Source organism: Arthrobacter sp. P1_B4, assembly GCF_056406555.1.
In genome coordinates this window covers 1-20,563 of sequence record NZ_JBFTZW010000037.1, presented here as the reverse complement: position 1 = coordinate 20,563, position 20,563 = coordinate 1, and the positions used below count along the sequence as shown (strand labels likewise).

The following is a 20,563-nucleotide window of genomic DNA, read 5'->3' as shown; positions in this document are numbered from 1 at the left end:
CTGATCGTGCGTATGGGAGGGACAACATTGGCCCCACTCGGCACGCCGGTGTGTGACGGGCGCAACAGAGTGTTTTTCTAACTGGAATTGTAGGCCAGCCCGGCCTCCTGTACTAACAGTTACGCAGGTGCTGGCCCGGGCTTGCATGGACAGCTTCGATCTGCTGTCCACACCAAGCCCTCTTGCCACGACGCTGTGGAGTCGGGTCCGGTGAGCGGTGGCTCCGGTCAACCCGAGATGCCGGCGCTGAGCTACTTGGTGCCCTCAGCCTCCGGCGCGGTTCCAGTTCCCTGGCGGCCGGAAACTCCGGCTGCCGGAGCCCCATTGGCGGGCGCGGTGCCGCCCGTGGAGTCCCTTTCCGCATCCTCGGATGCGCGAACTGGTCCGCTTTGGTTATTCCGGAGATTAGCACGGGATTCACTATCTGAGACAGCGGCGTCCGAATGGCGGATGGTTGCCGCGTCTGCGGGAACGGTGGCGCGGTCGGCGTCGACCGCATCAGCGTCCGGCTTAGTCTCCGCCGACTTTTCCTCAGCCGGTGTAGTCTCCACCGGCTGTGTCTCCGCAGGTGCGCGGCCGGGGAGGAACGGGGTGTCCGGCTCGGAGCGCTTGCGCAGTCCGAGGAGGATGAAGGCGAGCAGGGCCCCGGCGAAGACGATGATGCTGGTCCAGACGTTGAGCCGGGTGGTGAGCCCGAAGAGGGTGATCTGTTCGGCGTCGTCGATCCGCATGGCCTCGATCCAGACGCGGCCCAGGGTGTAGTACATGGCGTAGACGCAGAAGAGGCGGCCGCGGCGGAAGCTGAATTTGCGGTCCAGGGCCAGCAGGATCAGCACGCCGGCCAGGTTCCACAGCGACTCGTAGAGGAACGTCGGGTGGAAGAGCGTTTCCGTCGGCATGCCGGGGGGGAAGTTCGGGTTGTTGGGGTCGATCTGCAGCCCCCAGGGAAGCGTGGTGGGGCCGCCGAAGAGTTCCTGGTTGAAGTAGTTGCCCCACCGGCCAATGGCCTGAGCCAGCAGCAGCCCGGGGGCCGCGGCGTCCATGAAGGCGCTCAGCTTAACCCCGGCACGCCGGCACCCGATCCAGGCGCCCAAGGCGCCGAGCACGACGGCGCCCCAGATGCCCAGGCCGCCGCGCTGGATCTGCGGAATCAGGGACAGGTCCCCTGTGCCGTCGAATCCCGGGCCGAAGTAGGCGTCCGGAGAGGAGAACACGTGGTACAGCCGTCCGCCGATAATGCCGAACGGGATGGCCCAGATGGCGATGTCCCAGACGCTGCCCTCGGGGGCGCCGCGGCGTGCCCAGCGGACCGAGGTCAGCCACAGGCCGGCAATAATGCCGGCGAGGATGCACAGGGCGTAGGCGTGGATGCGCAGGGACCCCCACGGCAGCGGGATGTCGAATCCGGACCAGCTGGGGCTCGGAATGCTCGCGGGAATCATCGCCGCCGCGTGGAGGACTGACTGCATTGCTTACGCTTCTTCCTTGGTAAGGCCGGTGCTGAGGTCTTTGGTCAAGGAGGCTACCGCATCCACGCCGCCGTCCCGGATGGCCGCGACGAGGGCGGTGCCGACAATCACGCCGTCGGCGTACTCGGCGATCTCGCGGACGTGCCTGGCGGTGGAGACGCCGAGGCCCACGCAGACGCGTTCGGCGCCCGCAGCGTGCGCGGCGGCGACGACGTCCCTGGCCGCGGAGCTGACCGAGGTCCGGGCGCCGGTGACGCCCATGATGGAGACGGCGTAGACGAAGCCGCGGCTCGCGTCGACAGTGCGTTTCATGCGTTCGGGCGAGGACGAGGGAGCCACGAGGAATACCCGGTCCAGGCCGTACTTGTCCGAGGCCGCCATCCATTCGGCGGCCTCGTCCGGAATGAGGTCGGGCGTGATGAGCCCGGCTCCCCCGGCCTCGGCCAGACGGCGGGAGAACTCGTCCACGCCCATCCGGACCACGGGGTTCCAGTACGTCATGACCAGCACGGCGGCGTCGGTCTTGCTCGTAATGCCGCGGACGACGTCGAAGACCTCCCGGACGTGGAAGCCCTTCGCGAGGGCCTCCGTCGTGGCGGCCTGGATGACCTGGCCGTCCATGACCGGGTCCGAGTACGGGATGCCGATCTCGATGAGGTCGGCGCCGTTCTCGGCCAGGGCGATGCCGGCGGCAATGGTGTCTTTAACGCTCGGGTAGCCGGCGGGCAGGTAGCCGATCAGGGCCGCCCGGCCCTGGGCGCGGGCGCGGTCAATGGCCGCGGCCGACTTGCTGGCGTGCTGGTTGCCGTCCTGGCCGGTGCTCACAGCTGTTCCCCCTCTTTGGCGATTTCGGCTTCAGGTGAATCCTTGTCCAGCAGGTCGAACCATTCCGCGGCCGTGGCCACGTCCTTGTCGCCGCGGCCGGAGAGGTTCACCATCACGATTTTCTCTGAGGCGTCTGTTGCCTTGCCTGCCGCCGCGTCTGCGGCGAGCCGCTGGCCCACCTTGATGGCGCCGGCGAGGGCGTGGGCGGACTCGATGGCGGGGATGATGCCCTCGGTGCGGCACAGGAGGCGGAAGGCCTCCATGGCTTCGCTGTCCGTGATGGGCTCGTAGCTGACCCGGCCAATGTCGGCGAGGTAGGAATGCTCGGGGCCGACGCCGGGGTAGTCCAGGCCGGCGGAGATCGAGTGCGACTCGATGGTCTGGCCGTCGTCGTCCTGCATGAGGTACGAGCGGGCGCCGTGCAGTACGCCGGGTTTGCCGAGGGTGATGGTGGCTGCGTGGCGTCCGGTTTCGACGCCCTCGCCGCCGGCTTCGAAGCCGTAGATCTTGACCGAAGGGTCATCGAGGAAGCCGTGGAAGATGCCGATGGCGTTGGAGCCGCCGCCGATGCAGGCACAGACGGCATCCGGCAGCCGGCCGGTCTGGTCCAGGATCTGGGCGCGGGCTTCCTCACCGATGACCTCGTGGAAGTAGCGGACCATCGCCGGGAACGGGTGTGCTCCGGCGGCGGTGCCCAGCAGGTAGTGCGTGTTGCCCACGTTGGCCACCCAGTCGCGCAGGGCCTCGTTGATGGCGTCCTTGAGCGTCTGGGATCCGTTGGTGACCGGGATGACCGTGGCGCCGAGGAGTTCCATGCGGGCCACGTTGAGGGACTGCCTGCGGCAGTCCTCGGCGCCCATGTAGACCACGCATTCCAGGCCCAGCAGGGCTGCGGCCGTGGCGCTGGCCACGCCGTGCTGGCCGGCGCCGGTTTCGGCGATGACGCGGGTTTTGCCCATTCGCTTGGCGAGCAGCGCCTGGCCCAGGACGTTGTTGATCTTGTGCGAGCCGGTGTGGTTGAGGTCTTCGCGCTTGAGGAAGATCCGCACCCCCCCGGCGTGCTCGGCGAAGCGCTTGGCCTCGGTCAGCAGCGATGGCCGGCCCGAGTAGTTCTTGTTCAGGTCGGCGATCTGGGCCGTGAACTCCGGATCGGCCTTGGCCTTCTCGAAGGTGTCCTCGAGCTCGTCCAGGGCCGCGATGAGCGACTCTGGCATCCACCGGCCGCCGTAGTTCCCGAAGTAGGGCCCCGGGGCGTGGCGCAGGGACGGTTCGCCCTGCGCGGGATGCTCCGCGGGGCGGCCGCCCTGCAGGAACGCGTCCACGGTACTTTCGTCAGAGCCGGCTGCTGGTGCATCGACCATCAGTCTCACCATCCTGTTCCACTGCTAGCTTTGGGGATCTGCTGATGAGATCCGCTCATTGGTCCGGGCAAAATCGCGGGCCCGGCACCGCTCACGGTCCGGACGGAGGCGCCAGGACCGGCCGGCCTCAGGCGCGCGCGGCGATTGCCGTCGCGCCGGCAGCCATGAATTCGGCGATCCGCTCGCGGGGCGTCGCGTCACTGACCAGCGCCTCGCCGACCAGGACCGCGTTGGCCCCGCGGGCCGCGTAGTGCTTGACGTCCTCGACGTCGCGCACACCGGATTCGGCGACCACGAGCGCACCGGCGGGAATGCCGCCGGTCAGCGCCGCGAAGACGGAACGGTCGACGTCGAGCGTCTTGAGGTTGCGTACGTTGACGCCGATGATCCGGGCTTCCGCGGCGACTGCGCGCTCGATTTCCTCCGCCGTATGGGTCTCGACCAGCACGTTCATGCCGAGCTCGCGGCTGAGGGCCGTGAACTCACGCAGCTGGGCGTCCGAGAGCGAGGCCACGATCAGAAGGATCAGGTCGGCGCCGTGCGCCCGGGCCTCCCAGATCTGGTACTCGTCAACCATGAAGTCCTTGCGCAGCAGCGGGATGTCCACGGCGGCCCGGACGGCGTCCAGATCGGCCAGGGAGCCGCCGAAGCGGCGCTCCTCGGTCAGGACGCTGATCACGGCGGCCCCGCCGTCGGCGTACTGCGCGGCGAGGGACGCGGGATCGGCGATGTCCGCGAGCGGGCCCTTGGACGGGCTGCGGCGCTTGACCTCGGCAATCACCTTGAGCTGGTCCCGGCTGCTTGAGGTGCCGCCGAGGGCGGCCCAGGCGTCACGGGCGGGCGCCGCCTCGGCGGCACGCTCCTTCAGCTCCGCGAGCGTAACCAGACGCTGGCGCGCCTGCATATCCTCCCTGACACCGGCATTGATGTCGTCGAGAACGCTCACGCTCAGTGGCCGGAGTTCTTCAGCTTGCTGCCGCCGACGCCGTAGCCGGCCTTGCGCATGGCCCAGCCGGCGAGCAGGCCGATTACCATAACTGCGGCACCTGCAACGAAGATCGGGGTGTTGGCGATGACGAAGGCGATGGACGCAATGAGGGCGCCGATCAGCATCACGATCACGCAGGTCCACGCGGCTGGGCTGTTGCCGTGGCCCGGCGCTTCGCTGTGATCGACGTCGTCGTAGACGCCCTTCGGCCCCTTCGGCGCAGCGGACGTGGATGCGGAAACAGTGGCTTTGCTCATTGAAATCTCCTCAGGATGAATACTGCTTACATTCTGCCATTTTTTGGCTGTGTTATTTGGCCGCGTTGCTGGGCCGCGTTGCTTTGGCCGGGTTACTGGCCGCGTTGCCGGTCGCGCCCGCGGAATCGGCTCAGGTGGGGTCGTCACCGCGGGACAACCTGTCCCAGCTGTCAATCTCGTCAGCGGGGGCGGCCGGCGCATTACCGCCGGCTGCAGTTCCGCCGGCGGCGGGCCCGGCGGCGGCCGCGTCATATTTGGTGCGGGTCTTCCAGTAGCGGCCGGCCGGCACGATCGCCAGGGCGCTGAGTCCCAGCAGGGCACCGGCGACGACGGCGAGGATGGGGAACACCGTGACGTCCACCTGCACGCTGCTGCCGCTGATTCCGGTGGCGGCCGCGATCGATCCCTGCGCCGCGGCCAGCGGGTCCGCCAGTACAACGGCTGCCGCGGCGACGATGCCCGCGGCCGCGAGGAGGATGATCGCTGTGATGACCCAGCGGGCCACGCGACCGGCGATGGAGGCCGCGAGGCCGCCGGCGAGGGCCACAAGCGCCAGGGCTGTCACGGTGGTGGCAGCCTTGCTGCCCTGGACCTGCAGTCCGTCCTGGCTGGCCACGGCCGCGCCGAGCTGCGTGGGATCGAGGTGCACGGTGAGCCAGGTCTGGGTGGTGGTCCCGAACACGGCAAGGGCCAGGGCAGCGATTACCAGGACCAGGGTGGACTTGCGGGCCCAGCCGGGGACGGCGGACCCCTTGGTGCTCTTCACAGTGCTCTTTACAGTGGTCTTCACGGTGTTTTTGGCGCTGTTCTTGGCGGTGGCTTCCGGCTCCCCCATCAGGACTCGGCTCCTGCGTCGGGCGTTGCGTCAGTGACTGCGTCAACGCTGATGTTGTGCAGCGACCTGGCGGTGTGCACGGCGCGCAGCGGGGCGGCGGCCTTGTTCACGGTTTCCTGGGCCTCGGTCGGGTTCACCGAATCTGCGACGATCCCGCCGCCGGCCTGGACGTACGCGCGTCCCTCCCGGAGCAGGGCCGACCGGATGGCGATCGCCATGTCCATGTCCCCGGCGAAGTCCAGGTACCCCACCACGCCGCCATAGATGCCGCGCCGGTGCGGTTCAAGTTCGTCCAGCAGGCGCAGGGCCCGCGGCTTCGGGGCGCCGGAGAGGGTGCCGGCCGGGAACGTGGCCTTGAGCACGTCGTAGGCCTTGGCGGCCGGGGCGAGCTCGCCGACCACGGTGGACACCAGGTGCATGATGTGGCTGAAGCGCTCCACTTCCATGAATTGCGTGACGTCGACGGATCCTGCCACGCAGACCTTCGAGAGGTCGTTGCGGGACAGGTCGACCAGCATCAGGTGCTCGGCGCGTTCTTTCTCGTCCGCCAGCAGTTCCTCGGCCAGGGCCTTGTCCGCCTCGACCGTCTTGCCGCGCGGGCGTGAGCCGGCGATGGGGTGGGTGATGACTTCGTCCCCTGTCACTGTGACGAGGGCCTCCGGCGAGGAGCCGACGATCGTGTATTCGCGGCCGGCGGCGTCCTCGAAGCTGAAGAGGTACATGTAGGGGCTGGGGTTGGTGTTCCGCAGGACCCGGTAGACGTCGAGGGGGTCGGCGCCGCACTCCATTTCGAAGCGGCGGGAGATCACCACCTGGAAGACCTCACCGTCCACGATCGCTTCCTTGCCGCGGTCCAGGGCGGCCAGGTACTCGGTTTCGTCCCAACGCTCCTGCACACTGGACGCGAAATCCAGGGCAGCCGTCTCCAGCACGGAGACCGGCTGCTCCACGGGGCGGCTGATCTTTTCGAGCAGGGCTTTGACGCGGGCGACGGCGTCATGCCAGGCGTCGTCGACCCGTTCGGTGCTGTTGTCGAAGTTGATGGCGTTGGCGATCAGCAGGACGGTGCCGTCCATGTTGTCGTGGACCGCCATGTCGGTGACCAGGTTGAGGGCCATTTCCGGCAGTTGGAGATCGTCCTCCGGCGGGCTGGTCAGTTTCTCCCAGTGCCGGACGGTTTCCCAACCCAGGAACCCGACCAGTCCCGAGGTGAACGGCGGGAGGCCGTCGAAGCGCTCGGTGCGCAGCGCGGCGACGGTGTCGCGGATGGCGTCCACGGGGTTGCCGTCCAGGGGCACACCGACCGGGGGCTCGCCCAGCCAGTGCGCGCTGCCGTCCTTGGTGGTCAGGGTCGCCCGGGAGCGGGAGCCGATGAAGGAATAGCGCGACCAGGCGCCGCCGACCGCCGCAGATTCCATCAGAAACGTTCCGGGCTGCCCATGGGCGAGCTTGCGGTAGAGCCCGATTGGGGTTTCGGCGTCAGCCAGCACCTTGAGCCGGACGGGGATGACGCGGCTGTGGCCTGCGAGTTCGCGGAACTCTTCGAGGCCGGGGCTGATGATTCCAAGGTCCTGCATGGCTGTGCTTTCCGCCTGTTCTTTAGGTGGACCTGCGACCGGATCCGGTCATGGGATCCTGCCTGGGGTCCGGTTCGTGAAGCTGTGGAAGCGCCGGGGCGCTCTGCCGGTGTGCCGGGCGCCTAGCCTCCGTGGCCAACGACGGCGTCGAGCTCGCGGCCGTCGAAGCACGTGCGGGTTCCGGTGTGGCAGGCCGCGCCGACCTGGTCGACCCGCACCAGCAGCGCATCGCCGTCACAGTCCATGGCGAGCGACTTGACCCACTGCACGTGCCCGGAGGTGTCTCCCTTGCGCCAGTACTCCTGGCGGGAGCGCGAAAAGAAGGTCACGCGCCCGCTGGTCAGGGTGCGGTGCAGCGCCTCGTCGTCCATCCAGCCCAGCATCAGCACCTCGTGGGTGTCGAATTGCTGGACGATGGCGGCCACCAGGCCGGCGCTGTCGCGCTTGAGCGCGTCCGCCAGTCCGGCCGGGAGGGGGCTGCCGCTGACGGGACTGCGATCGACGGCGCTGCCGTTAATGGCGCTGCCGTTGATGGGGCTGGGGGCGGAGGCGGGCTGCTCAGACATCAGATCAAGTCTAGTGCCTCCGGGCCGGTTGCCGGCCTGCGGACAGGTCCCGCCGCTTAACACTGGTGCGCCAATCGGCCCGGCGCCGCGGTCCGGCCCCGCATCATGCGGCCGGGCGCGGTTGCGGCGGCGATTCCTGTGCCCACGCACGGCCGTCTCGTGCTAGTTTCACAAGTGATGCATTTCGTCGAACCGTCCCGAGAAGTCCTGGCCGAAACCCTGCTGGCGGCCGGCCCTGATGCCGCCACGCTCTGCACAGGTTGGCTCACCCGCGATCTTGCCGCGCACCTGTACCTGCGCGAGCGGAAAATCGCCGTCGGACTGGGCCTGCTGATCAAGCGCCTGTCCAAGGCCTCGGACCAGGCGACGGCCGAACTGGCGGGCACCTTGAAGACCACCGAGGACTACGCCAAGCTGGTCAACGACTTCCGGGCCGGTCCCCCGGCGCTGTCCCCGCTGCGGATCAAGGCGCTGGACGAAAGCTCCAACCTGATCGAGTACTTTGTGCACACCGAGGACGTCCGCCGCGCCGTGGACCGCTGGGCCCCGCGCGCCCTGGACCAGGCCTATTCGGACGCGCTGTGGGATGAGCTCGTCAAGCGGGCCGCGATCCTGTACCGCGGCGTGGATCTGGGCATCGTGCTGGTGAGCCCCTCGGGTCCGCGGCATGTCGCCAAACGCGCCCCCGTGTCCGTGGCCATCGTCGGCGAACCGGGCGAGCTGCTCATGCACGCCCACGGCCGCACCCGCCACGCCCTCGTGACCTTTGAAGGCCAGCCGGACGCTGTCGCGCTCCTGCAGTCCGCCGAAGTCGGCCTCTAACACGCTCCGCAGAACCAACAACGCGGGGTCACTTACGGCCCAAAATCCCCTCCGGGATGGGCGGTAAGTGACCCCGCGTTGCTTTAAGCGGCGGGGACTAGCGGACTTCGAAGCCTGCGTCGCGGATCGCGGCCTTGACTTGCGCAATCATGTCCAGCGGGCCGAAGTGGAAGACCGAGGCCGCCAGGACGGCGTCGGCGCCTGCTGCCACAGCCGGCGGGAAGTGCTCCGGCTTGCCGGCACCACCGGAGGCGATGAGCGGGACCTTGACCCCCGCCCGCGCCAGGCGGATCAGTTCCAGATCGAAGCCGTCCTTGGTGCCGTCGGCGTCGATCGAGTTCAGCAGGATTTCACCCACCCCGCGGTCGGCCGCTTCCCGCGCCCAGGCGATCGCGTCGATGCCGGTCCCCTGCCGTCCGCCGTGCGTGGTGACCTCGAAGCCGGACGGGGTGGGCTGCGAGCCCGGACGGGTCCGGCGCGCGTCGAGGGAAAGCACCAGGACCTGGGAACCGAAGTGCCGGGTGATCTCGTCGATCACGTCCGGCCGGGCCACGGCTGCGGTGTTGATGGCGGCCTTGTCCGCGCCGCAGCGCAGGAGTTTGTCCACCTCGGCCACGCCACGGACGCCGCCGCCGACCGTCAGCGGGATGAAGACTTCCTCGGCGGTGCGGCGGACGACGTCGAACGTGGTCTCCCGGTTGCCGGAGGACGCCGTGACGTCAAGGAAGGTCAGCTCGTCGGCGCCGCTGTTGTCGTAGCGGTGCGCCAGTTCCACCGGGTCCCCCGCGTCGCGGAGGCCCTCAAAGTTGATGCCCTTGACCACGCGGCCGGCGTCGACGTCGAGGCACGGGATGACGCGCACGGCAACAGTCATGACTTCTCCTGGTACTTGCAGGCGGGTAATTGCTGCAGGGTGATTGCTGAAGGTGTTCCTGGCGGGACCCGGCGGGGCGCCTAGATGCGGCAGGCGTGGATGCTGCTGACCAGGATGGCGCGGGCGCCGAGGTCGTAGAGCTCGTCCATGATCCGGTTGGTTTCCCGCTTGGGCACCATCGAGCGGACGGCCACCCAGTCCGAATCGCGCAGCGGCGACACGGTGGGCGACTCCAGGCCCGGGGTGAGCCCGGCGGCCTGCTCCACGAGTTCCTTGCGGATGTCGTAGTCCATCAGCACGTACTGCCGGGCCACGAGGACGCCCTGGAGCCGGCGGATCAGGACCTCCGTGGCAGGGTTCTGCTCGCCCTTGCGGCCAATCAGCACGGACTCCGAATTCAGGATCGGCTCGCCGAAGATCTCCATGCCGGCGGCCTTGAGCGTGGTGCCGGTCTCTACGACGTCGGCAATCGCGTCGGCGACGCCGAGGCGGACGGAGGATTCGACGGCGCCGTCAAGGCGGACCACCTTGGCGTTGATGCCGCGTGCGGCCAGGTAGCCGCGCAGCAGTCCGTCGTAGCTCGTGGCCAGGCGCTTGCCCTCGAGCTCGGCGACCGTGGTGAAGTCGCCGACCGGGCCGGCGAAGCGGAAGGTGGAAGCGGCGAAGCCCAACGGCAGCAGTTCCTCAGCCTCGACCTCCGCGTCGAGCAGCAGGTCGCGGCCGGTGATGCCGACGTCGAGCGTTCCCTGGCCCACGTACACAGCTATGTCGCGCGGGCGCAGGAAGAAGAACTCAATGTCGTTGTCCGGGTCCACCATGACAAGCTCGCGGGTGTCGCGGCGCTGGCGGTAGCCTGCCTCGGCAAGCATGGCCGCGGCAGCTTCGGACAGGGATCCCTTGTTCGGGACGGCAACTCTAAGCATGGGGAAAGTCTCTCTTGGGTGTGGAAGTCTCTGTTCGGGCACATCGGCCACGCTGTGCACGGGATCCGCCAGCGAAGTCATGGCGGTGTCCGGTGCGGGCGCGGCTACAGATGCTTGTAGACGTCTTCCAGGGTGAGTCCTTTGGCGAGCATCAGAACCTGCAGGTGGTAGAGCAGCTGGGAAATTTCCTCGGCGGCGGCCTCATCGGATTCATACTCCGCAGCCATCCAAACCTCGGCTGCTTCCTCCACGACCTTCTTGCCGATGCCGTGGACTCCGGAATCCAGTTCGGCGACGGTGCGGGAGCCCTCCGGGCGGACGGCTGCCTTTTCACTCAGTTCTGCGAACAGCGACTCGAAATTCTTCACGCCCCCAAGCCTACTTGCTCCCGGCGCGGGAACGCCCGCCGGGGCGTTGCATGACGGCGGAGATGTGAGGCACTACATATCCAACACGGCCGGCACACTCAACCGGCGCGGGTGGCCACGGAGCCGCCCGCACCGGCAAAAGCTGCAGCTTGGCGGTTCAGCCGAACTGTTTGAGCGTCACTGCCGTGGCCAGGGCGGCGGTAACGGCCTCGTGACCCTTGTCCTCGGTGGATCCGGGCAGGCCTGCCCGGTCGATCCCCTGCTGCTCGGTATCGCACGTCAGCACGCCGAAGCCGACGGGAATCCCGGTGCGGACGCTGACCTCGGTCAGGCCCAGGGTGGCCGCCTCGCAGACATATTCGAAGTGCGGGGTACCGCCCCGGATGACGACGCCGAGCGCCACGACGGCGTCGAAGTGCGGTGCCAGCCGGGCGGCCGCGACCGGGAGCTCAAACGTGCCCGGCACGCGCAGGACGGTCGGCTCATTGATGCCGGCGTCCTTCGCGGCGCGCAGGGCACCGTCGAGCAGCCCGTCCATGATCTGGGTGTGCCAGCTCGCGGCCACAATGGCCAGCTTGAGCTGTGAGGTTTCTTCGGGCTTGAAGGTGCTGAGGTCGATCTGGGGGGCGCCGTGGCCGCTCATAGGTATTCCTTGCTGTTGAGTCTGGTGGTCGTGTTGCTGCCCGGTCAGTCCTGGTCGTGCTCGAATCCGGACAGGCCGGCGGCCGGAGCCGGTTCAACGTCCAGGACCAGGCGGTGGTCCATCCGGTCCTTCTTCGTCTGCAGGTAGCGGATGTTCTGCTCCCGGGAGGGGACCTCCGTGGGGACCATCTCCACCACCTTGACGCCTGCCTGCGCAAGCCGGTCCTGCTTGTCCGGGTTGTTGCTCAGCAGCCGGATCTCGTGGAGACCCATCTCCGCGAGGATCTGGGCCGCGGCCTTGTAGCAGCGCGCGTCGACCGGCAGCCCGAGCTGTTCGTTGGCCTCCACAGTGTCAAAACCGGCCTCCTGCAGGGCGTAGGCCTTCATCTTGTTCGCCAGGCCGATCCCCCGGCCCTCCTGGCCGCGCAGGTACAGCAGGGTGCCGCCGAGTTCGTTGATCAGCTCGAGCGCATAGGCGAGCTGTTCGCCGCAGTCGCAGCGGTAGGAGCCAAACACATCGCCGGTCAGGCACTCCGAATGGAGGCGGACCAGCGGTGGCTCGCCGTCAACCGGCGCCATCGGTGAACTGACGGCCAGGTGCTCCGCGCCGGTGGCGAGGTCGGTCCAGGCCTGCGCCACGAAGTCGCCAAAGGCGGTGGGCAGCTGGACGATGGGTCCTGCGCTGACCGGATGCGGTTGACGGGCCATGGCCGTCTCTTCTCGGGTCTCCGAAGTCGTCATTATTTCTCCTCCATCAGACAGGGTCCGCTGCGTGGCTGCCGTGCTGTTCCGCTTCAAGATACGCCACCAGATCCGCAATCGAAATCAGGGGGCAGCCATGCTCGATGGCGAAGCCGCGCAATCCGTCCAGCCGCATCATTTCTCCGTTGTCGTACACAAGCTCTGCTATCACGCCCACGGGCTCCAGGCCCGCGAGCCGGCACAGGTCCACGGCCGCTTCGGTGTGGCCGGGACGTTCCCGCACTCCCCCCTTAACGGCGCGGAGGGGAAAAACATGCCCGGGACGGGTCAAGGAATGTGGCCGGCTTTGCGGGTCGGCCAGGATCCGGGCCGTCAGGGCGCGGTCCGTGGCGGAAATTCCGGTGCTGACACCCACGGCGGCGTCGCAGGACACGGTGTAGGCGGTGCCCTTGGCGTCTTCGTTGATTGCCACCATTGGCGGCAGCGCCAGGGCGTCGGCCCGGCCGGCGTCGAGCGGTACGCAGATCACTCCGGAGCTGTAGCGGACTGTCCAGCCCATCAGCGCGGGGGTGGCGTGCTCGGCGGCAAAAATGATGTCGCCTTCGTTCTCGCGGTCCTCGTTGTCCACCACCAGGACGGGGCGCCCGGCTGCCATGGCGCTGATGGCGTCCTCGATCGGATCGAGGCCTACACGCCCGGTGCCGGCAGCGGCGGCGCGGAGCACCCCGGCCACGTCATGGCCGGGCTGGTCCGTGACCCGGCTCATTTCGCGGCCCCGTCCGTGAGGGCGGCTTCTCCGGCGGAACCTTCGGCTGCCCTGTGCGCAGCGGGCGATGAACCGCCGGCAAAGGACAGCAGGCGTTCGGTGTACTTAGCCAGGACATCGACTTCGAGGTTTACATGGCCGCCGGGTGTCTTCTGGCCTAGGCCGGTCTCGGCCAGGGTGGTCGGGATGAGCCCTACTTCAAACCAGGGCGCCGGATCGTTGGCCGGGCTGACTGCCGTGACGGTGAGGGAGACGCCGTCGACGGCGATGGATCCCTTTTCGGCGATGTACCGGGCCAGCCCGGCCGGCACCGCGAACCGCAGCCGGTCCCAGTTGCCAAGCCCCTCGCGCTCCACGAGCTGGCCGACGCCGTCGACGTGGCCCTGGACCACGTGGCCGTCCAACCGTCCCCCGGCGGGGACGCAGCGTTCCAGGTTGACGGGATCGCCCGCCGTGAGTTCTCCGATCGTGCTGCGGACCAAGGTCTCGCCCATGACGTCAACGCTGAAGTCCCTGCCGTCGATCTGCGTGGCGGTGAGGCAGACGCCGTTGACCGCTATGGAACCGCCCAGGGCGAGACCGTCCGTGGCGCCGGGCGCATGGAGCCGAACGGTGGCGCTGCTGTCCCCGTTGCGCTCAACGGAGAGCACCTTTCCCTGCTCGGCGATAATTCCGGTAAACATCAATTGCCTCCTGCGGCGGTGTCCGCGCCGGTGCGGTGCGGGGTGGTATCGGATGAAGTAGGGGTGGCGGCCGGGCCGGCCGGGTCAGCATCATCGGCGGTGGCGGCCGGGCGCAGATGGAGCCGGAGGTCGCGGCCGAGGACTTGGACGGCGCCTCCGGATGCCGGGTCCCATTCCCACCGCTGGGCATCGGCCAGGGTGGTGATGCCGAGGTCGTCCAGGGCGGCGGTGCCGGAGCCAAGCAGTGTGGGCGCCAGGTAGACGATGAGTTCGTCGACCAGGCCGGCGGCCAGGAACGCGCTCAGGATCCGTGAGCCGCCCTCCACCATGAGGTGCCGGACGCCGTGTGCGAACAGCTGGTCCAGGGCCTCGCGCGGGTCGCGGGTGGCCAGGTGCAGGACGTTGCCGTCGGCTCCGTGGATGGCGGCGTCGTCGGGAATGCCCCGGTACCCCATCACGGCGCGCAACGGCTGTTTGCCCTCTGCTTCGCCGTTGGCGTTCCGGGCGGTAAGCCGGGGGTTGTCGATCAGGACCGTCTGGGTGCCCACCAGGATGGCGTCTATCCGGCCGCGCAGGGCGTGGTTGTCCGCAAGCGATTCCGGGCTGGAGATCCACTGGCTGGTGCCGTCGCTGGCGGCGATGCGGCTGTCGAGAGTCTGGGCGATATGCAGGGTGACGAAGGGCCGTTTGGCGGCGACGGCGTCGAACCAGCGCCGGTTCAGGTCCAGCGCCGCCTCGGCCGCCAGCCCGGAGCGGACACGGACGCCCGCGGCCCGGAGCGTCACGGCGCCGCCGGCCGCCGGGTCGTGGGGATCGTCGACGGCGTAGATGACGTCGGTGATGCCGGCATCGATGATCGCCTGCGCGCAGGGGCCGGTGCGCCCACAGTGGTTGCAGGGCTCCAGCGTCACCACGATCGCCGCGCCGCGGAGGTCCCGGCCCGCCGCTTTCGCCTGGCCGATGGCGTCGGCTTCGGCGTGGGCAGTCCCTGCGCCGCGGTGGTAACCGGTGGCGAGGTGCGTCCCGTCGGTCCCGACGACGACGGCGCCGACGAGCGGGTTGGCGCCCCGCGGGCCCTGCGCCGCGGCGGCCAGGGCAGCCTGCATCGCCGCATTCTCGGCAGCGTTAAACGCGGCAGTGCCGGACTGGGCAGTGCCGGACGGGGCGGCGCTGAATCCGGCGCTCAGGCCGGCGGTGTTGAGGGCACTCACTTGGCCACCACGGGGTCGGGGAAGACGGTTTCGACCGTGACCGGCCGGTTCGCCAGCCTGGAGGCACGCCACCAGACAAAGAACCCGGCCAGGGTGAAGAAGCCGTAGAAGAGGTACATGACGGCGCTGGCGTAGTAGCCGGCGCTGAACAGCAGTGGCACACCGACGATGTCCACCGCCACCCAGATGAGCCAGAACTCCGTCCAGCCCCGCGCCATGCCGTATGTCGCGAGCAGCGAGCCCATGAACGTCCACGCGTCGGCCCAGACCGGCGGGTAGGAGCCGAGGGAGTCGAAGACCGGGGTAAGCGCCATGGTGCCGGCCACGAGGCTGAGGGCAAGAATCACCCGGGTCTGGTTGCCGGCCCAGCGCGGCGCGACGGCAGTGCCACCGCTGCCGGACTTCGTGCCCTGCTGCCAGCGGTACCAGCCGTAGAGGGCGACGCCGATGAACATGACTTGGCGTCCGGCCTGGCCCCACAGCGTGGCCGGCGTGGCGGAACCGAAGACGTTGCCCAGGAAGACCGTCAGGAGCAGCAAGTTGCCGGCGATGCCGACGGGCCATGCCCAGACCCGGCGGCGCATGCCGCCGACGGCGCTGGCGAGGCCAAAGATGTTGCCTAGCACTTCACGAAGAATCAGGACAGATCCGCCTACGGGGATCTGCGCTTCGAAGAGCCATCGCAAGGGGTCCATGTGTGTGTCGTTCCTTCCCTCAAGAACCGCGATGGCTCCGGGGGTATACGACAGCGCAATTATGCGGCGCCGTTGGGGCGCCGCAGTAACAGCTGTACGTGCTTCTCTCATCCAGACTTTAACTGTCGGTACCGGAATTTCACCGGTTCAACCGTTTGCCGGCTTCCTTCCCGAGGGAGGGCGCTGGCGCGCGGGTCGCGGACTGTCACCGCCGGTTCGGACTTACACCGACCCCGGAGCACGTATGTGTGTTGTTATTCTGACACAACTGCGGCCCTGCCCGGGCTATTCCCCGGATGCCGATGTTACGCCCGGCGTCATCTTCGCAGCAGTTCCCTGCCGGGACCGCGCGTCAGCGGGACCCCGCCGCCCGGAGCCTTTCGACAGCCGCCGCCGGATCCGCGGCGCCGTAGACGGCTGACCCCGCAACAAAGACGTTCGCCCCCGCCTCTGCCGCGCGCACGATCGTCTCCTCGGTGATGCCGCCATCCACCTGCAGGGCCACCGCGACCCCGGAGCCGTCAATGGCAGCGCGGGCCCGCCGGATCTTGGGCAGCGTCAGGTCCAGGAAAGACTGCCCGCCGAAGCCGGGCTCCACCGTCATGATCAACAGCAGGTCCAGTTCCGGGAGCATGTCCAGATAGGGCTCCACGGGGGTGCCCGGACGCAGCGCCATGCCGGCTTTGGCCCCGCGGGCGCGCAGTTCCCGCGCGAGTTTGATCGGCGCGATCGAGGCTTCGGCGTGGAACGTCACCGAGGCAATCCCGGCGTCGGCGAAGCCCGGCGCCCAGCGGTCCGCGTCGGCGATCATCAGGTGGGCGTCCAGCGGCACCGGGCTGACGGCCTGGATGCGCTGCACCACAGGCAGCCCGATGGTCAGGTTGGGCACGAAATGATTGTCCATGACGTCCACATGCACCGCATCGGCATTGCTGATACGGCGCAGTTCGGCCTCAAGGTTGACGAAGTCAGCCGAAAGGATGCTCGGGTTGATGCAGCACTGGGCCATGGATTTCCTTCACGTTCGTACTTTGCTGGTTCGTTCTTGGTGGCAGTGCCCCAGTATCAGCGAAACTCRGGCCAACTTGCGAATCAGCGCCAGGAACATGGCGTCCGTCTGGTGCACGTGCGGCCAGAGCTGGGCGGTGAGCTCGTGCCCGGCCTCGAGGTGGCCGGTGAGGCTGACGCCGTCCAGCACGGCGCCGGCGTCGAGGAGCTCGAGGTCCTCGCGCTTGCGCAGGGCATCACTGACGACGGCGGTGGTCTCTGCCGGGTGCGGCGAACATGTCACGTACGCCACCACGCCGCCGGGCTTGACGGCGTCGATCGCGGAATTGAGCAGCTGGCGCTGCAGTGGGCCAAGGTCCACGAGGTCCTTGGGGGTGCGCCGCCAGCGCGACTCCGGACGCCGGCGCAGGGCGCCCAGGCCGGTGCACGGGACATCCACCAGGACGCGGTCGAACGACTCCGGCTGCTCGGCGCCAATGTCGCGGCCGTCCCCGGTCCTTACCTCCCAGGCCCCCCGCGGGACCGCCGACAGGGCCTGCCGCACGAGTTTGGCTCGGTGCGGGGCGGATTCGTTGGCCAGCAGGTGGGCTCCCCGCTGCCCGGCGAGGGCTCCGAGCAGGGCGGCTTTGCCGCCGGGACCGGCACAGAGATCCAGCCAGCGCTCCCCCGCGCCCACGCTGTCCGTCCCCGTTTCGCCGCCAGGATTTGTGCCGGGGTCTGCGCTGATGTTGTTTTCGGGCCGGGCGCCGGGGGTTGTGCCGAGATCGACGGCGGCCATGGCGCGGGCCACGAGCTGCGAACCGACGTCCTGGACTCGGGTGCTTCCGTCACGGACCGAGGCGAGCCGGCCGAGGTCCCCGCCGCTGGAGAGCGCGGATCCCTCGACGAGCTCGCCCGGGGTGGCCCCGCCTTCCAGGGCCTCGTCGAGGCTGCCGATGCCGGGCAGCGCCACAAGGTTCACCACGGGCGCGGCGTTGTCGGCTTCGAGGAGCGCGTCAATCTCAGAAACCGCCCGGCCGTGGGCCACGAGCGACTGGCGGAGCGCGCGGACGATCCATTCCGGGTGGGCGTAGCGGATGGACGCGATCGTGGTGGCATCGGTCTCGGTGCTGAGCAGCAGGTCGAGCCACTCGTCGAGGGTGCGGGCGGAGACTTTGCGGAGGACGGCGTTGATCAGTGCGGAGGGCCCGGCCCCGATCACGGCGCGGGCCAGCCCCACCGTCTGGTCCAAGGCGGCGTGAGCGGGCACGCGCATGGCGAGCAGCTGGTGCACCCCGATCCGCAGGGCATCCAGGATCGCGGGATCCAGCTCCTCAAGCGGACGGTCCACGCACCGGGCCAGGATGGCGTCGTACGTGCCCTGGCCGCGGAGGGCGCCATAGCTGAGCTCGGTAGCGAAACCGGCGTCGCGCTTGTCCAGCCCGTGGTGCCGGATCCGGGCCGGGAGCACCAGGTTCGCGTAGGCGTCCTCGGCGGCCACGGCGCGGAGCACTTCAAAGGCAACCAGCCGGGCCGGATCGGCACGGCGGGTCCGCTGGGACGGGGCGCTCTCGGTGAAGCCGCGCTGCGGGCCGCGGTTGCGTTCCCGGCCCTGGGCGTTCCGCCTGCTGCCGCCCCCGGCGCCCTGGCCACTGCCTCGGCTGTTGCCGCTGGTCCCGGAACCGCTCATTCGAATACCACGCTTTCAAGTGTTGCCTGCCCACGCGCCCAATCAGCGGCGGCCATCATTTTCTTGCCCGCGGGTTGCACCCGCGTCAATTCCACCGGGTGCGATCCCGTACCGACGAGAACCCGTTTCCCGTCCATGGCCAGCTGTCCGGGCCGAAGCGCCGCCGAGTCCGCTGCCGGCAGCACTGGCTCCAGTTTGATCCGCTGGCCCTCCAGAAGTGTCCAGGCGCCCGGCTCCGGCGTGACGCCGCGGGCACGGCGGCCGATCGCCAGGGCGGGCTGCTGCCAGTCGAGCCGGCCGTCTTCGAGACTGAGTTTGGGTGCCAGGCTGACGTCGCCCTGCTGCGGGAGCGCGACGGCCTTGCCTGCGTCGATGGCGGACAGCGTTTGGGCCAGCAGGACCGCGCCGCTGTGGGAGAGGCGTTCGAGCAGGGCCCCGGCGGTATCGGCGGCGTGCACGGTCTCCGTGAGGGTCCCGAAGACCGGACCGGTGTCCAGCCCCTCCTCCAGGCGGAAGGTGACGGCACCTGTGACGTCGTCGCCGGCGATGACGGCGCGCTGCACGGGGGCTGCGCCGCGCCAGGCCGGCAGTAAGGAGAAGTGCAGGTTTACCCAGCCGTGGCGGGGGACAGCGAGGGCCGCGGGGGGAATCAGCCCGCCATAGGCCACGATCGCCGCAACGTCCGGTGCTGCGGCGGCAATGCGGGCGGTGACCCCGGCATCGACTTTGGCGGCGTGGATGATCTCAATGCCGAGCTCGGCGGCCCTGGCGGCCACGGGCGACGGCGTCAGGACGCGCTTGCGTCCCAGCGGTGCGTCCGGGCGGGTGAGGACAGCGACGACGTCGAACCCGGCGTCGACAAGGGCGTCGAGCGACGGCACGGCGACAGCGGGGGTTCCGGCGAAGAGAACCCTCACGGGGTGATTCCGAAGCTGGACCCGCCAAAGCTCGTCCCGACGCTCTTCGCGCGCTTGGTGGTTGTCTGTTCCGTGATGGCGTCGTAGTTGGCATTGCGGATGGCGCGCAGGGCGGCCTTACGGTCTTCGCCCTCGAGCCGGTCGGTGTAGAGAATGCCGTCCAGGTGGTCGGTCTCGTGCTGGAAGCAGCGCGCCAGCATGTCCTCGCCCTCCACGGTGACGGGGTTGCCGTGCAGGTCCACGCCGGTCACCCGGGTGTGGCGGTACCGGCGGACGGGGAAGCCCAGACCCGGGATGGACAGGCATCCCTCAACCTGGTCCGGCTGGAAGTCCTCGCTGCTTTCCAGCACGGGGTTGACGATGTGACCCTCGACGCCGCCGATCCGGTAGGTGAAGACGCGCAGGCTCACACCGACCTGGGGCGCGGCCAGGCCGGCGCCCTCGACATCCTCCATGGTTTCGGTCATGTCGGCGACGAGCTTTGCCAGTTCAGGCCCGAATTCCGTCACGGGATCGGCGACTGTGCGCAGCACAGGATCTCCGATGATGCGGATATTCAAAATGGCCATGTGCAGTCTGTCCTCACGGTGGGCGGCTAGGGGTCCAGTCCAGTTTAGTTGCAGCTGCCCGTGCTTCTGTTGGTTGCTTCTGTTGGTTGCTTCTGTTGGTTGCTTCTGTTGGTTGCTTCTGGTCAGCGCTTCACGGGCGGCGCCAGCGGGAGCAGTGCTGCTCCGGCGGTTGCCGTGTCGGCGGACATCTCCCACACGCGGCGCAGCGCACAGAATTTCCACCAGTGATGCTTCAGGACCTCGGGGTTGGCCCGCTGCGGACGGACCTCGGTCTCGCCGACCGCCACGGCCAGGAGGATCGGGGACTCGCCGTGCTGCCAGGCCTCCCACTCCCCCGCGACGGGATCCACGAGGCTTTCCTCAGCCTTCATGCCCGCCACGAGCTGCATGACCACCTTGTCATCAAGAGGTTTGACGGTGCCGTCCCGGCTGGTGCCCTTGGTCTTGTAGTCGATAAGACAGGTCCGGCCATTGATCCGTGCCACGAGGTCCAGGGTGCCGGCATAGCCGACCGTCTTGTTCCACACCGTAATTTCCGGAGCGATGGGTTCAACCTGGAAGAGCTCCCACCATTCGTCGAAGCGTGCCGCGAAGGCTTCCTCGCCGTTGGCGGCCAGCGCCTCCCGTGTTTCCTTCATCTGGTGCGGCCGGCCGAGCGCACGCAGCGCAACCTGCTCACAATAGTTATGGACCCGGTCGCCGCGTTTGGCGGCATCGTCCCGGTACGACTCCGCCGCCTTGGCGGCCCGGCTGACCGCCTGCCGCAGTTTGGCCGGGCTCCCCAGGATGCCGGGGAGCTCGGGATCTTGGGCCAGGCTGTTGGCGCCCATGTACCC

The 20,563-nt window shown here is 68.7% G+C and carries 22 protein-coding genes, 1 pseudogene and 1 riboswitch; of the genes and pseudogenes, 1 reads left to right on the top strand and 22 read right to left on the bottom strand.

Annotated features, from left to right (window positions below; all coding sequences use genetic code 11):
• Positions 1–251 precede the first annotated feature (251 nt).
• The 8 genes from lgt to hisI form a co-directional block, all read right to left on the bottom strand.
• Positions 252–1,469: a prolipoprotein diacylglyceryl transferase gene (lgt, locus tag AC1D1W_RS12785; protein ID WP_476943878.1), complete on the bottom strand. Its 1,218-nt coding sequence runs from the start codon at positions 1,467–1,469 to the stop codon at positions 252–254.
• 3 nt (positions 1,470–1,472) lie between these two features.
• Complete coding sequence (gene trpA / locus AC1D1W_RS12780; protein ID WP_476943877.1) at positions 1,473–2,294, bottom strand: tryptophan synthase subunit alpha; 822 nt, start codon at positions 2,292–2,294, stop codon at positions 1,473–1,475.
• Positions 2,291–3,655 carry a tryptophan synthase subunit beta gene (trpB, locus tag AC1D1W_RS12775; protein ID WP_243179091.1) on the bottom strand — a complete coding sequence of 455 codons (1,365 nt, stop codon included), beginning with the start codon at positions 3,653–3,655 and terminating at the stop codon, positions 2,291–2,293. Before trpB ends, trpA begins: the two co-directional genes overlap by 4 nt.
• 127 nt (positions 3,656–3,782) lie before the next feature.
• On the bottom strand, positions 3,783–4,601 hold the full coding sequence (gene trpC / locus AC1D1W_RS12770) for an indole-3-glycerol phosphate synthase TrpC (RefSeq protein WP_243179093.1): 819 nt from the start codon (positions 4,599–4,601) through the stop codon (positions 3,783–3,785).
• 2 nt (positions 4,602–4,603) lie between these two features.
• The gene (locus tag AC1D1W_RS12765; protein ID WP_243179094.1) at positions 4,604–4,900 is read right to left on the bottom strand and encodes an HGxxPAAW family protein; all 297 of its coding nucleotides are present in this window, start codon (positions 4,898–4,900) and stop codon (positions 4,604–4,606) included.
• A gap of 130 nt (positions 4,901–5,030) precedes the next feature.
• Positions 5,031–5,735: a Trp biosynthesis-associated membrane protein gene (locus tag AC1D1W_RS12760; RefSeq protein WP_476943876.1), complete on the bottom strand. Its 705-nt coding sequence runs from the start codon at positions 5,733–5,735 to the stop codon at positions 5,031–5,033.
• A complete protein-coding gene (locus tag AC1D1W_RS12755; RefSeq protein ID WP_243179109.1) occupies positions 5,735–7,312 on the bottom strand; it encodes an anthranilate synthase component I in 1,578 nt (525 codons plus the stop codon). The genes AC1D1W_RS12760 and AC1D1W_RS12755 overlap by 1 nt, the downstream gene beginning before the upstream one ends.
• Before the next feature lie 122 nt (positions 7,313–7,434).
• Positions 7,435–7,878, bottom strand: coding sequence for a phosphoribosyl-AMP cyclohydrolase (gene hisI, locus AC1D1W_RS12750; protein WP_476943875.1), 444 nt, complete (start codon positions 7,876–7,878; stop codon positions 7,435–7,437).
• 177 nt (positions 7,879–8,055) lie between these two features.
• On the opposite strand from hisI, the gene AC1D1W_RS12745 reads away from it, so the two are divergent.
• The gene (locus tag AC1D1W_RS12745) at positions 8,056–8,700 is read left to right on the top strand and encodes a TIGR03085 family metal-binding protein (RefSeq protein ID WP_028277041.1); all 645 of its coding nucleotides are present in this window, start codon (positions 8,056–8,058) and stop codon (positions 8,698–8,700) included.
• A gap of 97 nt (positions 8,701–8,797) precedes the next feature.
• On the opposite strand, the gene hisF is transcribed toward AC1D1W_RS12745, so the two are convergent.
• From hisF to AC1D1W_RS12675, 14 genes and pseudogenes are all read right to left on the bottom strand, one after another.
• Complete coding sequence (gene hisF, locus AC1D1W_RS12740) at positions 8,798–9,574, bottom strand: imidazole glycerol phosphate synthase subunit HisF (protein WP_026536975.1); 777 nt, start codon at positions 9,572–9,574, stop codon at positions 8,798–8,800.
• Between the two features lie 80 nt (positions 9,575–9,654).
• Complete coding sequence (hisG, locus tag AC1D1W_RS12735) at positions 9,655–10,497, bottom strand: ATP phosphoribosyltransferase (RefSeq protein WP_028277039.1); 843 nt, start codon at positions 10,495–10,497, stop codon at positions 9,655–9,657.
• A gap of 104 nt (positions 10,498–10,601) precedes the next feature.
• Positions 10,602–10,865: a phosphoribosyl-ATP diphosphatase gene (locus AC1D1W_RS12730; protein WP_018772463.1), complete on the bottom strand. Its 264-nt coding sequence runs from the start codon at positions 10,863–10,865 to the stop codon at positions 10,602–10,604.
• A 157-nt stretch (positions 10,866–11,022) separates the two neighbouring features.
• Positions 11,023–11,508, bottom strand: coding sequence for a 6,7-dimethyl-8-ribityllumazine synthase (gene ribH, locus AC1D1W_RS12725; protein ID WP_243179121.1), 486 nt, complete (start codon positions 11,506–11,508; stop codon positions 11,023–11,025).
• A gap of 44 nt (positions 11,509–11,552) precedes the next feature.
• A complete protein-coding gene (gene ribA, locus AC1D1W_RS12720) occupies positions 11,553–12,248 on the bottom strand; it encodes a GTP cyclohydrolase II (RefSeq protein WP_243179150.1) in 696 nt (231 codons plus the stop codon).
• A gap of 13 nt (positions 12,249–12,261) precedes the next feature.
• Positions 12,262–12,975 carry a 3,4-dihydroxy-2-butanone-4-phosphate synthase gene (gene ribB, locus AC1D1W_RS12715; protein WP_243179152.1) on the bottom strand — a complete coding sequence of 238 codons (714 nt, stop codon included), beginning with the start codon at positions 12,973–12,975 and terminating at the stop codon, positions 12,262–12,264.
• The gene (locus AC1D1W_RS12710) at positions 12,972–13,658 is read right to left on the bottom strand and encodes a riboflavin synthase (RefSeq protein WP_243179154.1); all 687 of its coding nucleotides are present in this window, start codon (positions 13,656–13,658) and stop codon (positions 12,972–12,974) included. Before AC1D1W_RS12710 ends, ribB begins: the two co-directional genes overlap by 4 nt.
• A complete protein-coding gene (gene ribD, locus AC1D1W_RS12705) occupies positions 13,658–14,869 on the bottom strand; it encodes a bifunctional diaminohydroxyphosphoribosylaminopyrimidine deaminase/5-amino-6-(5-phosphoribosylamino)uracil reductase RibD (RefSeq protein WP_439954106.1) in 1,212 nt (403 codons plus the stop codon). Before ribD ends, AC1D1W_RS12710 begins: the two co-directional genes overlap by 1 nt.
• Positions 14,866–15,564, bottom strand: a complete 699-nt coding sequence (pnuC, locus tag AC1D1W_RS12700; RefSeq protein ID WP_243179156.1) for a nicotinamide riboside transporter PnuC — start codon at positions 15,562–15,564, stop codon at positions 14,866–14,868. Before pnuC ends, ribD begins: the two co-directional genes overlap by 4 nt.
• 94 nt (positions 15,565–15,658) lie before the next feature.
• A riboswitch (FMN riboswitch) is annotated at positions 15,659–15,810 on the bottom strand.
• Between the two features lie 106 nt (positions 15,811–15,916).
• Positions 15,917–16,573 (bottom strand): ribulose-phosphate 3-epimerase, encoded by a 657-nt coding sequence (gene rpe, locus AC1D1W_RS12695; RefSeq protein WP_028277032.1) that lies wholly within the window; start codon positions 16,571–16,573, stop codon positions 15,917–15,919.
• 75 nt (positions 16,574–16,648) lie between these two features.
• Positions 16,649–18,241 (bottom strand): annotated as a pseudogene (locus AC1D1W_RS12690) (RsmB/NOP family class I SAM-dependent RNA methyltransferase); the annotation flags it as partial.
• Positions 18,238–19,158, bottom strand: coding sequence for a methionyl-tRNA formyltransferase (gene fmt, locus AC1D1W_RS12685; protein ID WP_476943874.1), 921 nt, complete (start codon positions 19,156–19,158; stop codon positions 18,238–18,240). The gene fmt and the pseudogene AC1D1W_RS12690, both read right to left, overlap by 4 nt.
• Positions 19,155–19,727: a peptide deformylase gene (gene def / locus AC1D1W_RS12680; RefSeq protein ID WP_243179169.1), complete on the bottom strand. Its 573-nt coding sequence runs from the start codon at positions 19,725–19,727 to the stop codon at positions 19,155–19,157. The genes fmt and def overlap by 4 nt, the downstream gene beginning before the upstream one ends.
• A gap of 122 nt (positions 19,728–19,849) precedes the next feature.
• Positions 19,850–20,563, bottom strand: a 714-nt coding sequence (locus AC1D1W_RS12675) for a cytochrome (protein ID WP_476943873.1), incomplete at its 5' end; no start/stop codon positions are given.

Bases quoted from the DNA above. Each gene is read 5' to 3' on its own strand.
- AC1D1W_RS12710 (WP_243179154.1), bottom strand. From the start codon at position 13,658: ATGTTTACCGGAATTATCGCCGAGCAGGGAAAGGTGCTCTCCGTTGAG.
- trpB (WP_243179091.1), bottom strand. From the start codon at position 3,655: ATGGTCGATGCACCAGCAGCCGGCTCTGACGAAAGTACCGTGGACGCG.
- def (WP_243179169.1), bottom strand. From the start codon at position 19,727: ATGGCCATTTTGAATATCCGCATCATCGGAGATCCTGTGCTGCGCACA.
- ribH (WP_243179121.1), bottom strand. From the start codon at position 11,508: ATGAGCGGCCACGGCGCCCCCCAGATCGACCTCAGCACCTTCAAGCCC.
- AC1D1W_RS12745 (WP_028277041.1), top strand. From the start codon at position 8,056: ATGCATTTCGTCGAACCGTCCCGAGAAGTCCTGGCCGAAACCCTGCTG.
- ribB (WP_243179152.1), bottom strand. From the start codon at position 12,975: ATGAGCCGGGTCACGGACCAGCCCGGCCATGACGTGGCCGGGGTGCTC.
- pnuC (WP_243179156.1), bottom strand. From the start codon at position 15,564: ATGGACCCCTTGCGATGGCTCTTCGAAGCGCAGATCCCCGTAGGCGGA.
- hisG (WP_028277039.1), bottom strand. From the start codon at position 10,497: ATGCTTAGAGTTGCCGTCCCGAACAAGGGATCCCTGTCCGAAGCTGCC.
- hisF (WP_026536975.1), bottom strand. From the start codon at position 9,574: ATGACTGTTGCCGTGCGCGTCATCCCGTGCCTCGACGTCGACGCCGGC.
- AC1D1W_RS12760 (WP_476943876.1), bottom strand. From the start codon at position 5,735: ATGGGGGAGCCGGAAGCCACCGCCAAGAACAGCGCCAAAAACACCGTG.
- AC1D1W_RS12765 (WP_243179094.1), bottom strand. From the start codon at position 4,900: ATGAGCAAAGCCACTGTTTCCGCATCCACGTCCGCTGCGCCGAAGGGG.
- lgt (WP_476943878.1), bottom strand. From the start codon at position 1,469: ATGCAGTCAGTCCTCCACGCGGCGGCGATGATTCCCGCGAGCATTCCG.
- hisI (WP_476943875.1), bottom strand. From the start codon at position 7,878: ATGTCTGAGCAGCCCGCCTCCGCCCCCAGCCCCATCAACGGCAGCGCC.
- rpe (WP_028277032.1), bottom strand. From the start codon at position 16,573: ATGGCCCAGTGCTGCATCAACCCGAGCATCCTTTCGGCTGACTTCGTC.
- AC1D1W_RS12755 (WP_243179109.1), bottom strand. From the start codon at position 7,312: ATGCAGGACCTTGGAATCATCAGCCCCGGCCTCGAAGAGTTCCGCGAA.
- ribA (WP_243179150.1), bottom strand. From the start codon at position 12,248: ATGACGACTTCGGAGACCCGAGAAGAGACGGCCATGGCCCGTCAACCG.